This window comes from Microbacterium sp. X-17, assembly GCF_039615055.1.
Window position 1 is genome coordinate 1,159,723 of record NZ_JBDHNI010000002.1, and the last position, 12,585, is coordinate 1,172,307.

Below are 12,585 nucleotides of genomic sequence, written 5' to 3' on the forward strand. Positions count from 1 at the left end.
GGCTCTAGTGGCCTCGCAAGACATCTTCTGCGGGTTCAGGTTCGACGGGCGCGAACGTGATGCACGGACGACTATGCACAAGAAAAATGAAATAGAAATAAACTCTTGCAAAGTCATGCAAATTTCGGCCGAGCGATCGGACGGTCAGCGTTCCGATGTGCAGCAGCGTTTTAGCGCCACCGATTACGTAGTGTGAAAATGACAACGATGACGGCACATATGACCGCCGCGATGACGAGAAGCTGCCACCAGATGGCGCTTAGCAGGCTCACCACCACGTAGAGCACCCACGCGGCGAACAACACCGCCAGGGCCAGGAAGAACAGGCGCTTGGCTGGCCCTGGCGAGTTGTCGATCACGGTTCTTATTCCTTCCGATACTTCCGGGCGAGACGCGCCATTTCCCTACTCGCGTCGTCGGCTGCGGCGTTCAGGTCGTCGACGAGCTCCTCGACGCGGGCACGAAGGGCAACTGATCAACTCCGCTTGCAGGCGGGCGTGACGGGCACGGAGCCGAGTATCGAGCCACGACGACACCACGACACCGCCGATGAGGAGCCCCCAAGCCACCACGATGACGGCAGCAGCGAACAGGATCTCCGGCAGCATCACCATGATCAGATCCCTCGGGAGAGTCGGTTCTTTGCGCCCGCGACGTAGCCTTCGAGCAGCTCGACATAGGCACGGGTTCCCAGGGGTGCCCTCTCGATGTGGCCCTGTGCCTCCATCGATAGGCTCGCCGCCCGCGTCAGCGCCACAGAGGTGACGAACGCGTTTGCGTCTTCGGTTGCGGCGGCAATGACGGCACGAACCGCGATGCCTTCAAGTTCCCGTTGAGCACGGCGGGCCAGGCCCCGACTCACGGGCTGGTTGAGACTGACCACCTGGCTTCCAACCAGGGGGCGAATTTCTGTCATGCGGATACTCCTTTCAAGGAGAGAGACCGGCCTCAACTTGTGTCGAGGCCGGTCTCTCGGGTTAGTGGGGATAGGGGCCCAAATAGTCTTCAATCACCTCCTCTGGAACGCCGTACTTGCGAAGGATGGCAATGACGGCTTGGCGTTCCTCCTCGTTGCTCACGAGGCCGCTACCTCCAGAGACGTGTCGCCGTCATCGAGACGGCGAGCAGCCTTAACGAGGGCAGCTTGCCCTGACGGGGCAAGCACGGTGACGACAGCACCAGTAGCGGCGCTGCGGACGATCCAGTGGATCGTGGGCGAAGGGGTTCGGGTCTCGCTCATGGGTCAACGGTGAGCCGTCCCAGGCCGCCAGATTCCGGTCTGGGACGCCTGGGAGCCTGGGACACGAATTTCTTACGCGGGGACGTGAAAAGGCCCCCGGTGACGGGGGCCCTGCTGTGGCCGCGATGGATGGTTAGGTGGTTCGAGACGTTGCGCGAGCACGCAGCATCTCGAAGTAGTTCTGTTGCATGATCGGATGGAACGTCGTCCGGCCGATGAACCGGAACCCGCTGTAGAAGCTGCTGTCGCCCACCTCAACGGTTTCGATCGACTGGAAGAGTTGGACACTCCTCTTGTTGACCGGGTCGACGTAGCTGTCAACAAGCGTCTTGCAGTCGCCGTGGATGGTCCACTCGTCGATGATCGAGATCACGCCGAGCAGAAACGAGGTATAGGTACTGAAGAGCTTGATGCCGTCGCCTTCCTCGAGCCAGCCTTGGATCGCGTCGGCCAGCGTGATGCTGTTCTTCTCCTCTTCGTCCTGGGCTTTCGCCCACGTCTTGTATATCGGCGATTCCAGGAAATCCAGGAAGGCGCCGACCACATCGTCTTGCGAGAATCCGTTGGTTTGCCACATGGTAGCCTCCTCAACAAATACGGCGGCCACCGCAACTCGCTATTATGGACTAATTGGAAGAAATGTCAATACCAATTGATACGCAAGTCGTCGTTCGCGACCTGACGAGTTTTCTCCACGTCTCCAGTGTGGGCCAGTGGTCGTTGCGGGAATACGACGCGCTCTACAAGTACCTACTAAAGAATTTCGACTCGAAGGTGAGCGACCATGATCTGGCTGCCGCCATTTTTGCTGCGGCAACACTCCCTCCAACCGCAGAGTACGAGAAAGATCAGTACGGCAACGAGGTTCCGCGGTGGCCGCTGCGGGCTGCAAAGCATCTTCTGGCGCTTGGTGCGTATCCGGACGACGAAAATGAGATCATTGAGGAGCTCGGCCGGAGCAAGAAAGGGTTGCAGGAGGGCGACAAAGGGATCAAGAATCTTGAGCCACTAACTTCCAACTCATTGCGCCACCGTATGGCCATGATCGCCGGAGGCTACGCTCAGACGCGAAGGAACATTAGCGAGCGAGAGCCGCAGATTGCCTATGCTCTGTTGCAGGCGATCAAGCAGGTGGTCGGCAGTCCGAATCGGAAGGCGCTCATACGTCAAGCCCGCCAGCAGATGCAGCAGGCCGCAGAACGACTGGCCAGTCGGGATGCCGGGAAGGCCTCGCCATCGACAGAGGCCGGCTCGGCAACAGTCACCTTGAGGCCTCACCTCGCGAGTGACTACGGTCAGGATCCGATGGCGCTGCCGAAGCTACTCGCACCGAATGGGTATACCTATCGGCGCTGGCAATCACTGCCAGACAGGGAGAATTTTCGCAAAGCTGATTTTTGGGCCGATCGCCTACCACGCGACGAAGAACTTTTCATATTGCGCGAAGCTCGTAAGGGCCCAGTTTGGGTATACGTTCTTTATCAGAGTGCGACACTACGACTTCTTATGGAGAAGTTCGAGAAGGTGGACGGTTGGAATTCTGGATACGGCCCGTTGCCACTACTAGAGGCGATCCAAACGGAACTGGAGGAGCGGTTTCGTGATGAGCGCAACAGCCTGCCGAGCGCCACTTCGCTCGCTCAAGCGGTCTTCTTGGGTCGCCTAGTTCTTGATCCGCGGAAGCACGAAAATTCCAAAGAGCGCGTTAGGAGCAACCTACCGCAGTCAACACATTTTGAACAGATCACAAGTGGTTGGCAGGATGCTGAGATTGTCAGGAACTATTATCGCTGGCTGATCGACATAGGATCTGCTCTTCCTTCGGGGGCGATCGACTGGAACCGGCGACACTACGGGTCGCAAGTTGAACCAAGGCCGGGTCATTACGCAGATCGCGGGATCGCAACGCATTTCGACTTTTATGGCTTACAGACGGAACTCATCCGCGTCGCCAAGTTTGGTGTGCGAGGTCTAAGCGCCGCGGAGACTGAGCTTCCCAACCTGCAAGCCGTGATGTACTACTGCGGCTATGACACGATGGCCGTGAGTTCATATGAGGCCATGCTATTTGATCTCGCATCTGGCCTGCCGAAATATCGCGAGTGGCTGCTTAGCTTCTTCGGTTTCGCGGGATACGAGGGTTCTCTAGATGCCGATTGGGAATTGCCCCGTGCGCTTTGGTCGGCTTTGACGCGGCCATCGGCCCGTGCCGAGCGAATTGCTCTACGTACTAGCTTGGCTCGGCGACGCCTGTCGAAAAATGGAGTTTACTTTCTTCTCACGCCGTGGCCGCTAATTGAGGCAATCTATCACATTAAGCACGGTGATTTTGTAAAGAGAATTCGCCAGGCGGCCGGTTTTGATAGTTCATCGCCACGCTGAAATATCCGGCGCACCCTTCGGTATCAACTCCGTCACATCGACGTGAAGGACGTTGCTGAGCGCGACCAGTGTGGCAAGCGATGGGTTGGCGATGGCATCCGCCTTGGACAGCCCCTTCTCCAGCTGCCCGTACGTGACACGGGTGATGCCAGCGGCTGCGGCCAGTTGCTCTTGGCTCAACCCCGCTGCGATGCGGCGTCTGTGTAGCTCCTGACCGAGCTCGCGTACATAGGGTGCCCACTCCGGGGGTGGGACGCGCTTGGCCATCCCTCAACGTTCGTCACCGTCGCGTTCGCGATGGAAGATAAATCATGCATAATGAACCCTGCCTGAGTTATCTTGGAGCCTCCTCCGTGTGCCCTCACGGGTTGCTGAGTCGGCTTCGCTCCGTCGCTCGTTAGGGGAACCACGCCATGACCCGACCCACCCGTTCGCTACGCTTTGGGCCTCACCGCCTCCGCGTTCTCACCTCTGCCGTCGTGGCACTCCTCCTCGGTGCTGCTGGCCTGCTGGTAGCTGCGCCAGCACAGGCTGCCGTCGGCGACATTCAGCCGTTCCCGATGACGGCCAACTGCTACTTCGACGCCTTCCGTGTCGGAGGCGGTGGCACGTTCCCACTGACGGCTGGTGAGACCTTCACGACGTACATGACCGTCGACGGTCAGATCAGCGGTGGTGTCTGGGAAGGAGCCGCCGATCAGGATGGCACCCGGGGCCCTTCACTCTCGACGGCCTTCCTCCGGGACGATGCCACTCACGTTGTCGAGTGGGTGCTGAACGGCGTTGTCTACGCCAGCGGCAGCTTCTCCTACCTCACCTCGTGTGATCCGCACCCGGTTCCGGCCGCTGTCAACTTCGGCACTCCCGTGTGCGTCGACGGCAGCGCTACCGTGCCGGTGGATGTCTCTCTTCCCGAAGGCAGCAGCCTGAGGGCCAACGTCACCGCCATCACGTCGTCTGGATCGAACACCTATACCGATTACGCCCACAACGAGATGGGCCAGGTTCACTTCGACATTCCGTTGGATCCCAGCGGCTCCACGACGCTGAACGTGACGGAGCAGTATCGGCCAACCCTGACGGAGCCGATCGGAAACCACACCTTCTCGCTTCCGGGAGACTGCCCTGGCTCCACCCCGACCCCGACGCCCACGTCGGATCCGGAGCCGACTGCCACCCCCACGCCGAGCGAAAGCCCCACTCCGGCTGCGACCGATCTCAGTGCCACCGTCTCGGACAACGCGCTTACCCCCGGCTCGACCGTCATCGTCACGGCCTCTGGCTTCCAGCCGAATGAGGAAGTAGCCATCTGGCTGCATAGCGATCCGGTACTCCTGGCTACGGTGAACGCCTCGGCTGACGGCACGCTCTCGCAGACGGTAACCATTCCGGCGGATATCCCTCTTGGTAGCCACCAGATCGAGCTCCTCGGCAGTACCTCCGGATCGGTCTGGGTGCCCGTCGCTGTCACCGGCAGCTTGGCCGCCACGGGAGCCAATAACACCGCCGTGCCCTACCTCCTGGCCGCTGGTGGATTGGCGCTCGTCGTGGGTGTCGGTGCCATCTTCTTTGCTCGCGCGCGCCGTGCCCTCCAGGCCTAAGCGTTCGGCATAAGGAGAAATCCATCATGGGGATGAAATCCGACCTCATCGAATTCACCACCGAGCGAAGCGTGCAGGATCTGGGACGCCGGTTGCAGCAGGCCATGCAACAGGTCAAAGCCCACTCAGTTGAGCCCGTCGACAGCGGCTCAGGTGCCCTGGCGGTTTTCGATGACCACGCCGAGATTGAGGTTGTCGCCCAGGGCAAGAGCCTGATCGGCGGCTACTGGGTCGTGCAGGTCTATGTCATCGACCACGGCCACCAACGCCAGGTCTGCCTGGTGGCGCTTGGGGACGGTGGCTTCTCCCGGGCCTGGAACGGCGCACGCAACACCGTCTCCCTTTCCGCCAGCATCGGCCGCCGCGACACCATCGCGACCGCCATCCGATAACCATCCGCCTGCAACCACCCGACACGAAGGAGCCCCATCTCATGTTCCGTACCGAAGCCGCCAAGACCCCGACCGGCAACTACCAGCTGGCGGCCAGCTGCACCAAGGGTCACACCGTTTACAAGGACCAGATGCACCCGCAGGGGCCGTACCGCTGCCCCTACTGCGATCACGACGTTCTCTAGATCCCGAGCACACAAGAATGCCCTCGCCGTCGTGGCGAGGGCATTCTGCGTTGGTGGCCGCTACGCTTTCACTCGCAGGGCTTCTAGGAAAGAGAAAAATACCCATGGCGCAGAAGACCATCACCCAGTTCTTCGATGACCTCGACGGCACGCCTCTCGAGGACGTCGCCACCATTACCTTCTCCCTAGAGCGTAAGAGCTACGAGATTGACCTCTCTGACGCCAACAAGGTGAAGCTCGAAGAGGCCCTCGCTCCCTTCATCAAGGTGGCTCGGTCAACTGGCATCGCCGCCGCTGGTCGTTCTTCCGCCCCGCGTAAGACCTCCAGCCGTGACCTGGCTGACGTTCGTTCCTGGGCTGCCCGGAATGGCCACGAGGTATCCACGCGTGGTCGCGTGCCTGCTAGCGTCCTTGAGGCCTATGACGCCGCCCACTAGGCAAGTGTTCTTGGCCGCTGGATGGAGGCCGCTTCTCAGTTCAGCGCCGGTTACTAGCCGCCATTGTCATTCGACAGGCTAATCCTCTCAAGCGGGCGATGAGTTCGCTGGCGCAATGCCCGACTCGAATGGATTGCCACCGGCCCAATACCATTACACTGAACGGTTCAAGCGCTTAGGCCGCCGCGAGTCTCATTATCGTGCGCAGGTCGGCGATCCAGTCTAGAAGTATCGATTGCGGGCGGTTCGGAGCATAACTCAGGCACAGCTGAGTCGGGTGAAGCGAGCCGCCAAGCTGATACTGTCGTCCAACATTCGAAGCTTTTCGTGCCGTATCCTGTCCACGGTGCCCGTAAAAGTTTCGAACGGATGGCAGGCCTTGAAAGACTCTCGTCTGAAAAGACAACGCCGCATCAATCGTAGAAGCGTTGGTGGCACCTATATCGTGGAGCAACTTCTGTAAGACAGTAGGTTCGAGCCAATTTGGTTCTTCGCGATGGCTGAGCTTACCTGGAGGCAAACGGTGCTTCCTGAAGTGCTGAGCTGCATGACGCTGCGCGTCGTCGAAATCCGCAAAAGCTATGGATGTTCTTACTAAAGCGCCGTTGGCATCACGTACCCCACGGCACACGGAGAAGTACATCGTGCGACTGAACCGCGCCCAAGTATTCAGGAGTTCGACGGCGGCGAAGGAAACCTCTCGGTCTAGCTGATGAGTCATCGAAACTTGAGTTGTGGGCAGGAGGGATTCTACGTAGGCAGTTCTTTTCCTCGCGACGGCGTAAAGCCGAGGGGTGTAGGAGACCGCACGCACGATTGGGCTCAGATGCTGATAGCGCGTAAGAAGAACTCGAAGCGCACCTTGCGTTGAGCCGCCACGTTCGTCCGATCCTTGGCGGCCGAAGCGAATGTCGTGAACTCCCTACTTACGTCTGTCGGGGAGTCGGCTTCCAGAGCGTCGGCTAGCAACGAGAGGTTGAAAAGCCTGTCGCCTCGCTCAAATGAAGGAGTGTCGGGAGTCTCGAAGTCCCCCGGGATAGCCATGCGGCCGTCAGCATGCACGTACGCAAGTGCCAAAGCGTAAAAGTTGAGAGGTTTGGCAAGCGGGGTGCCCGCGATGTCGCTCTCAAAGAGCGCCCGATCGAACGCGATCTCGATGGCGTGACGCATCTCTTCCTCCTGCGGGAAATCGATGTCGTGTGCCTTGTACATGGCGTTCAATGATGAAGCGCTGGTTGTCGTGATGCCATGCTCGATCGCGTGGCTGATCTCGGTCAGCAGCTTGGCATCGGCCATTCGAGTGAGCTGCTTGGGGGTGAAAACGCCTACCTCACTGAATGCGGTGTCGTACTGTTTGCTCAACGAGTTAATGAACCACTTGAAGGGTCCCTGGAACGTCGCGTGACGAGTTTCTTCCGGGTTCAGGGGAATGGTGAAAGAGTTCATTCGGCGGAACACTTCTCGTACTTCGTCCACGGAAGCACCGACGAAGATGTCAAAGTTCAGACCATAGTTGAGGAATGTGGCCTGATCGGCTTCATCAAGTTCCTCAAATGTCTTGTTTCGAAGGCGCTCAGTCGCCAAGGTTCTGCCCAATCGGAGCTTATTCTGGTAGAACTCCTGGATCGCCATCGATCGCTGTTGACCATCGACGATCTGCTTGACAGTCTTTCGCGACTTGACGTCAAGATTCTGGTGTAGGGACAGCTTGGGCACTGGGTAGTCCAGCACAATCGTCTCGATCAGGAATGACTTCGCGTTTGCTGGCCACACCTTGTCACTCCGCTGATAGTCGCGGTTCACCATGTACTCGCCGCTCTTCAGCCCGTTGCAGAAGTCGAGGATTGGCTGGGTTGAGTGAATAGTTTTCATCCTAAGCCTCCGGTGCTGCGGGGTAGAGAGAAGCTGATCGCTGATTCAACGGGCTTGATTGAGCGCGCGAGAGGGTGAGCATTCTTGTTCAGTTGCGCCATCGATCTCACATTCACAAAGTCTTTTCGTGGTCCCACCTCCCAGCCGCGGCGCTCTCCCATGCTTGTCAGAGCGGCCGCAAGGTCAATGTGGACATCCTTGAAACGGCTGTCCTGAACCACGAGCAGTACGCTTCCTCCTGGCTTACCGACCCGTTCGATTTCACTGAACGACTTCGCCATTCCGGCAAAGTACTGGCGGAAGTTCGGCTCGTAGTAGCTACGAGCCGCGTAGCTGTCGTGATTACGAACGCGATCCAGAAGTTGCTCCGCGATCGTTCCCAGTACCCCCTCCGCAAGATCCTCATCCCTGCGCGTGGGTGTACCGATCATTCGGTCGCGTAGCACTCGGATTTCCTCGCCGTCGTAACCCAGGAGTGCCAACTCTGGCGCATGACCCATGACGTAGTCCAGGCGGGTCAAGTACGGCGGAGACGTCACAATGGTGTCGAACGTTCCTTTGGCGAAGGGCATCTTGCGCGAGTCGCCCGTTGAGAGCACCGCCGCATCATGAGTCTCAGGTGTGATGTTTCGTGCGCTGCGAAGATAGACCGCGAGACGTTTGACGGCCGTACTGAAGGCACTCTCGAGTTGTGTCTTGGATAGTTCAACGGCGCCGTCGTATTCGGTAGCACGCTTGATCCATGTTGGATTACGGGATCCGTACGCTCGTAGTGCCTGCGTGACGGCTTCGAATAGAGCAACGAAGTAGAAGCTGGCGAGTGACGAGAGGCTATCGACGTCGCACGGCCAAGTTTCGTCGGTAGTGAGTACGCGCCGGATCTGCTGAGCGAGCCCTCGTACCCACACCGCACTCTCCGTGTCGAGCCAGTGGCGCAGCGGGTCGACTCCCATGTATTCGGCGGCGCCGGCGGTGCTGAGAATCTCCGTACCGAGAGGTTCGAGACTGGACAAAGTGTCCGTAGCGAGAAGACGCCCCTTAGCGACCACGACCATCGCAGGGTTCAGGTCGATCCCCGCGACTCCCACGCCTCGAGTTGCCGCGACACCTAGGGTCGTGCCTGAGCCCATCCAGGGGTCTAGAACCGACCCCCCCTCCTCAATCCCGAGAGCATCGCAGACGTCGGCTACGAAGCCAGGATCAAACCCGGCGTAGTACCTGTACCACCTCGGGCCCACAGGGCTGAGCTTCGGCGAGCGAACAAGCTCCAGAGAACGCTCCACTCGAGGGCTCCTTTTCGCACGCGCGTCAGCACGCCATCCTATCCACAAGTGACCCTCCGTACCGGCTTGTTCACACGTGCATCGTGGGCAGTGCGGCTCCCTGTGGTGACCGTCCCCTGGCGTGTAGATAGTCGCTTACCAGGCAGCGCGAGCCCGCGACTGCGTGCTCGCGGCCCAGGGCCCAGGGGGCCATAAGGGCGATGCGTTCTGGCTCCCTCTGTGTACGAATCGCGATCGCGTGCAGTAGTCCTGCTGGCGCCCGGGGACACCCTTGCGGAGGTGTGCAGGAGACTTGACAGCGATCGCGCCATAGCTCATAACTGACAAGGCGAGCGGACTACTAGTGCTTCTGGCGCTTCGCGATCCAGTCGAGGAGTCGCTTCGTCTCCCACGAAGGGTTCGAAAGCCATTGCGTCGGGTCCGCCAACGCTCCCGCATGACGGGCGTCTGTCCGGCTATGCGACGAAGTCGTGCAGCGCGCTCAGCAGAGCCTCGGGGGTCTCGATCTGCGGGACGTGTCCGGTGCGCTCGAGAAGCACGAACCGGGCGTCGCCGATCGCGGCGGCGAACGCGCGGCCGTAGTCGGCGTCGGCGATGCGGTCGGCCTCACCCCACAGCACGAGGGCGGGCACGTCGATCGAGCGCAGCCGTTCCCGGAGGCCGGGATCCGTCATCGCACCGCCGTAGACCGCGAGCGCCTCGCGGTTGCCGAGCAGGATCTGCCGTGCGGCGGGGGGCAGCGTCGCCGGGTCCGGGATGACGGCCTTGGACGGGTCGTAGTAGCTGTGCTCGGCGATGTCGGCGGGGGTGAGCGAGAAGAAGTCGACGACGGGATGCCCGGCCACCTCGATGCCGGTGGCGTCGACGAAGGCGATGCGGGCCACGCGGGGCGATCGGCGCAGGGCGAGCTCTGCGGTGATCCAGCCGCCGATCGAGTTGCCGATCACGGTGACGTCGTTCAGCTCGAGCGCGTCGAGCAGGCCGGCGTAGAGCTCGGCGAGCCCGCCGATTGTCGACAGCTGCTCGGGGCGGGGGGTGCCGCCGAAACCCGGGTGGGTCGGGGTGATCACGCGGGTGCCGGTGCGGTCGGCGAGCAGGTCGGCGAATCCCGCGACGGAGAGCGGGCCGGCGCCCCCGTGCAGCAGCAGTACGGGGCGTCCGCCGCCGCGCTCGGTGAAGGTCAGCGGGATATCGCCGGCCGAGGTCGTGAGGGCGAGGGCTGACTCAGTGCTCATGGGGTGCTCCTTCTGGTGGTCGCCGTCAGCGCTGCGCTGACGGCCAAGGTGATGACGAGGGCGACTGTCAGCAGCAGCATCACGGCGTGCAATGGGTCGCCATCATGTCGGCAACCTTATATCAACATATTTATATAAACAACCTTGATGTCTTGTCCTATGATCGGGGCATGGCGATGACGATCCAGCAGCTCGGGCAGGCGGTGAAGCGGTTGCAGGTCAAGCACCATCGGGCGGGCAACGAAGCACTCAAACCCCTGGGGATCTCGATCGTGCAGTGGGACGCCCTCCGCCACCTTCACGCACACCCGGGTTCGTCGCTGCATGACCTCGCCGTGCTGACCTTTCAGACCGATCAGGCATTCGGCACCCTCGCGACCCGGATGGAGGCGCGCGGACTCATCCGCCGCACCGACGGACCCGGCCGTGCCATCCGTCCCGAGCTCACTCCCGAGGGCGAGCGCGTGCTCGCGGAAGGCACCCGATCGATCGACGCGGTGCTACGGGCATCCTTCGAACGCCTCTCCGCGACGGAGCGGGTGGCGTTCGGGGAGATGCTGGCCCGGGTCGTCGACGACGCGCCGGGCGTCGGGATCTAGCGGACGAGCCGGGCGGCGGTTCGCTCCGCGCGCGTACGACAATGTGCGTATGAGGGTCCGGGTCCTGCACATTGATGAGTGCTCCAACTGGGAAGAGGCGGGAACACGGACGCGGCAGGCGCTCGACGCAATCGGTCTCACAGACGTCCCGGTCGAGTACGTGCTGATCCGCACGGCCGGCGAAGCGGAGGACGCAGGGTTCGCGGGCTCGCCGACGATCACCGTCGACGGCGAGGACCTCTTCCCGTCCGGCGGGCGGACGACGGATCTCGCGTGTCGGGTCTACCTCACCGATACCGGCCTGGCCGGTGCGCCGACACGAACGCAACTCGAGCGGGCGCTCCGCGAACGCGGGTAGCTCACCCGCAGCTCAAAGCGCCCCGCGTTCGGGCGGACCAGGACGGGCACCGTGTTCCGGCTCCGGCGAGGCTGGCCGTCGGCGCTGAGGTCGTGTGAAGAAGACGAACGCGGCCAGGATCGCCGCGCCACCCAGCCCCACCACGCCGACCAGGATCGGATTCGTGGGTGCGTCCGGGAGCGGATTGCGCCACGGGGCCTGCCGAGCCCATGCGGTGACGGAGGCCTGCGCGGACTCGACCGTCGTCGGCGAGGGCACCCTGCGGGTCGCTTGACCGTAGATGCCGCTGATGGTGTCCCCGTTGAGCGCGTAGAGGGCGGCGCCGTCCACTGGGACTTGCAGGAGCCCGTCTGCGCGGGTGATGACGGTCGGATCGTACGGCGGATGGTAGACGTCGCCGAGGACCCATGTGCCGTTTCGCAGGACGGCCGAGTCGGTGCCGATGACCGTTCCCGCGGGGTCGTACGCGACGGCGATCCACTGGCTGATCGAGCCGCGCGGGTCTGCGGATTTGTCGGTGCTGTAACCGCCGTTGAGATCGTAGACCGGCTTCGGTTCGCCCAAGACGATCCCGTTGCACGGGGCGGTGGCGGGGCATGCGAAAAGGTTCGCGACCTCGGGCGGCACGTCGACGGGTGCTGCAGCTGCTGCGCCACCACTGCTCAGGACGATAGCCACCATGATCGCGACCGCCGCATGCGTCCAGCGCGACGGGTGAGGGCCGTGAACGGCTTACTCCGGCGCGTACTTGAACGAGAGCTGGAGCCGGACGCGGAACAGAAGCGTCTCGTCATCGCCGACGACGACGTCCTGCTTCGTCACCTCGGCGATCCGGAGATCGTGCAGCGATTCCGCCGCGGTGCTGATGGCTTCTCGGGCGGCGTCCTCCCAGGACGACTCGCTCGTGCCGATCACGTCGATCACTCGGTAAACGCTCATCTCGACCCCTCATCGCTCGATGCCGACCACCCCATACTGATCGCGCTCGCGTGCGGAGGGAA

The 12,585-nt window shown here is 61.6% G+C and carries 16 protein-coding genes; 7 read left to right on the plus strand and 9 right to left on the minus strand.

The genetic code is table 11. The annotated features are described in order from the left end of the window. Nucleotides 1–170: 170 nt before the first annotated feature. The 3 genes from ABCS02_RS14085 to ABCS02_RS14095 all read right to left on the minus strand — a co-directional run bounded on the left by ABCS02_RS14085 (nt 171) and on the right by ABCS02_RS14095 (nt 1,817). Entirely contained in the window at nt 171–359 is a 189-nt protein-coding gene (locus ABCS02_RS14085; protein ID WP_345836272.1) for a hypothetical protein, read from the minus strand. 257 nt (nt 360–616) lie between these two features. Beyond that, on the minus strand, nt 617–916 hold the full coding sequence (locus ABCS02_RS14090) for a hypothetical protein (RefSeq protein WP_345836273.1): 300 nt from the start codon (nt 914–916) through the stop codon (nt 617–619). Nucleotides 917–1,373: 457 nt separating this feature from the next. After that, the gene (locus ABCS02_RS14095) at nt 1,374–1,817 is read right to left on the minus strand and encodes a hypothetical protein (protein ID WP_345836274.1); all 444 of its coding nucleotides are present in this window, start codon (nt 1,815–1,817) and stop codon (nt 1,374–1,376) included. Nucleotides 1,818–1,870: 53 nt separating this feature from the next. Between ABCS02_RS14095 and ABCS02_RS14100 the strand changes: the two genes are divergently transcribed. Further along, nucleotides 1,871–3,622, plus strand: coding sequence for a hypothetical protein (locus ABCS02_RS14100; RefSeq protein ID WP_345836275.1), 1,752 nt, complete (start codon nt 1,871–1,873; stop codon nt 3,620–3,622). Here ABCS02_RS14100 and ABCS02_RS14105 read toward each other — a convergent pair. Further along, complete coding sequence (locus ABCS02_RS14105; RefSeq protein WP_345836276.1) at nt 3,608–3,889, minus strand: helix-turn-helix transcriptional regulator; 282 nt, start codon at nt 3,887–3,889, stop codon at nt 3,608–3,610. The two genes, ABCS02_RS14100 and ABCS02_RS14105, sit on opposite strands and share 15 nt — an antisense overlap. A 212-nt stretch (nt 3,890–4,101) precedes the next feature. On the opposite strand from ABCS02_RS14105, the gene ABCS02_RS14110 reads away from it, so the two are divergent. The 4 genes from ABCS02_RS14110 to ABCS02_RS14125 all read left to right on the plus strand — a co-directional run bounded on the left by ABCS02_RS14110 (nt 4,102) and on the right by ABCS02_RS14125 (nt 6,237). After that, entirely contained in the window at nt 4,102–5,223 is a 1,122-nt protein-coding gene (locus ABCS02_RS14110; RefSeq protein WP_345836277.1) for a hypothetical protein, read from the plus strand. 26 nt (nt 5,224–5,249) lie between these two features. After that, nucleotides 5,250–5,615, plus strand: a complete 366-nt coding sequence (locus ABCS02_RS14115) for a hypothetical protein (protein WP_345836278.1) — start codon at nt 5,250–5,252, stop codon at nt 5,613–5,615. Nucleotides 5,616–5,656: 41 nt separating this feature from the next. Further along, a complete protein-coding gene (locus ABCS02_RS14120) occupies nt 5,657–5,800 on the plus strand; it encodes a hypothetical protein (protein ID WP_345836279.1) in 144 nt (47 codons plus the stop codon). A gap of 104 nt (nt 5,801–5,904) precedes the next feature. Next, a complete protein-coding gene (locus tag ABCS02_RS14125) occupies nt 5,905–6,237 on the plus strand; it encodes an Lsr2 family protein (protein ID WP_345836280.1) in 333 nt (110 codons plus the stop codon). A gap of 822 nt (nt 6,238–7,059) precedes the next feature. On the opposite strand, the gene ABCS02_RS14130 is transcribed toward ABCS02_RS14125, so the two are convergent. The 3 genes from ABCS02_RS14130 to ABCS02_RS14140 form a co-directional block, all read right to left on the minus strand. Continuing rightward, the gene (locus ABCS02_RS14130; RefSeq protein ID WP_345836281.1) at nt 7,060–8,109 is read right to left on the minus strand and encodes a DUF262 domain-containing protein; all 1,050 of its coding nucleotides are present in this window, start codon (nt 8,107–8,109) and stop codon (nt 7,060–7,062) included. Further along, the gene (locus ABCS02_RS14135; RefSeq protein WP_345836282.1) at nt 8,106–9,392 is read right to left on the minus strand and encodes a hypothetical protein; all 1,287 of its coding nucleotides are present in this window, start codon (nt 9,390–9,392) and stop codon (nt 8,106–8,108) included. The genes ABCS02_RS14130 and ABCS02_RS14135 overlap by 4 nt, the downstream gene beginning before the upstream one ends. A 455-nt stretch (nt 9,393–9,847) precedes the next feature. Then, nucleotides 9,848–10,627 carry an alpha/beta hydrolase gene (locus ABCS02_RS14140; RefSeq protein WP_345836283.1) on the minus strand — a complete coding sequence of 260 codons (780 nt, stop codon included), beginning with the start codon at nt 10,625–10,627 and terminating at the stop codon, nt 9,848–9,850. Between the two features lie 86 nt (nt 10,628–10,713). Between ABCS02_RS14140 and ABCS02_RS14145 the strand changes: the two genes are divergently transcribed. Next, complete coding sequence (locus tag ABCS02_RS14145) at nt 10,714–11,226, plus strand: MarR family transcriptional regulator (RefSeq protein WP_345836284.1); 513 nt, start codon at nt 10,714–10,716, stop codon at nt 11,224–11,226. Between the two features lie 49 nt (nt 11,227–11,275). After that, the gene (locus ABCS02_RS14150; protein ID WP_345836285.1) at nt 11,276–11,584 is read left to right on the plus strand and encodes a hypothetical protein; all 309 of its coding nucleotides are present in this window, start codon (nt 11,276–11,278) and stop codon (nt 11,582–11,584) included. Between the two features lie 12 nt (nt 11,585–11,596). Here ABCS02_RS14150 and ABCS02_RS14155 read toward each other — a convergent pair whose 3' ends face one another. After that, nucleotides 11,597–12,265 carry a hypothetical protein gene (locus ABCS02_RS14155; protein WP_345836286.1) on the minus strand — a complete coding sequence of 223 codons (669 nt, stop codon included), beginning with the start codon at nt 12,263–12,265 and terminating at the stop codon, nt 11,597–11,599. Between the two features lie 51 nt (nt 12,266–12,316). Further along, nucleotides 12,317–12,523 carry a dodecin family protein gene (locus ABCS02_RS14160; protein ID WP_345836287.1) on the minus strand — a complete coding sequence of 69 codons (207 nt, stop codon included), beginning with the start codon at nt 12,521–12,523 and terminating at the stop codon, nt 12,317–12,319. Between the last annotated feature and the right edge of the window lie 62 nt (nt 12,524–12,585).

Bases quoted from the DNA above. Each gene is read 5' to 3' on its own strand.
- ABCS02_RS14090 (WP_345836273.1), bottom strand. From the start codon at position 916: ATGACAGAAATTCGCCCCCTGGTTGGAAGCCAGGTGGTCAGTCTCAAC.
- ABCS02_RS14095 (WP_345836274.1), bottom strand. From the start codon at position 1,817: ATGTGGCAAACCAACGGATTCTCGCAAGACGATGTGGTCGGCGCCTTC.
- ABCS02_RS14105 (WP_345836276.1), bottom strand. From the start codon at position 3,889: ATGGCCAAGCGCGTCCCACCCCCGGAGTGGGCACCCTATGTACGCGAG.
- ABCS02_RS14115 (WP_345836278.1), top strand. From the start codon at position 5,250: ATGGGGATGAAATCCGACCTCATCGAATTCACCACCGAGCGAAGCGTG.
- ABCS02_RS14120 (WP_345836279.1), top strand. From the start codon at position 5,657: ATGTTCCGTACCGAAGCCGCCAAGACCCCGACCGGCAACTACCAGCTG.
- ABCS02_RS14125 (WP_345836280.1), top strand. From the start codon at position 5,905: ATGGCGCAGAAGACCATCACCCAGTTCTTCGATGACCTCGACGGCACG.
- ABCS02_RS14130 (WP_345836281.1), bottom strand. From the start codon at position 8,109: ATGAAAACTATTCACTCAACCCAGCCAATCCTCGACTTCTGCAACGGG.
- ABCS02_RS14140 (WP_345836283.1), bottom strand. From the start codon at position 10,627: ATGAGCACTGAGTCAGCCCTCGCCCTCACGACCTCGGCCGGCGATATC.
- ABCS02_RS14150 (WP_345836285.1), top strand. From the start codon at position 11,276: ATGAGGGTCCGGGTCCTGCACATTGATGAGTGCTCCAACTGGGAAGAG.
- ABCS02_RS14155 (WP_345836286.1), bottom strand. From the start codon at position 12,265: ATGGTGGCTATCGTCCTGAGCAGTGGTGGCGCAGCAGCTGCAGCACCC.
- ABCS02_RS14160 (WP_345836287.1), bottom strand. From the start codon at position 12,523: ATGAGCGTTTACCGAGTGATCGACGTGATCGGCACGAGCGAGTCGTCC.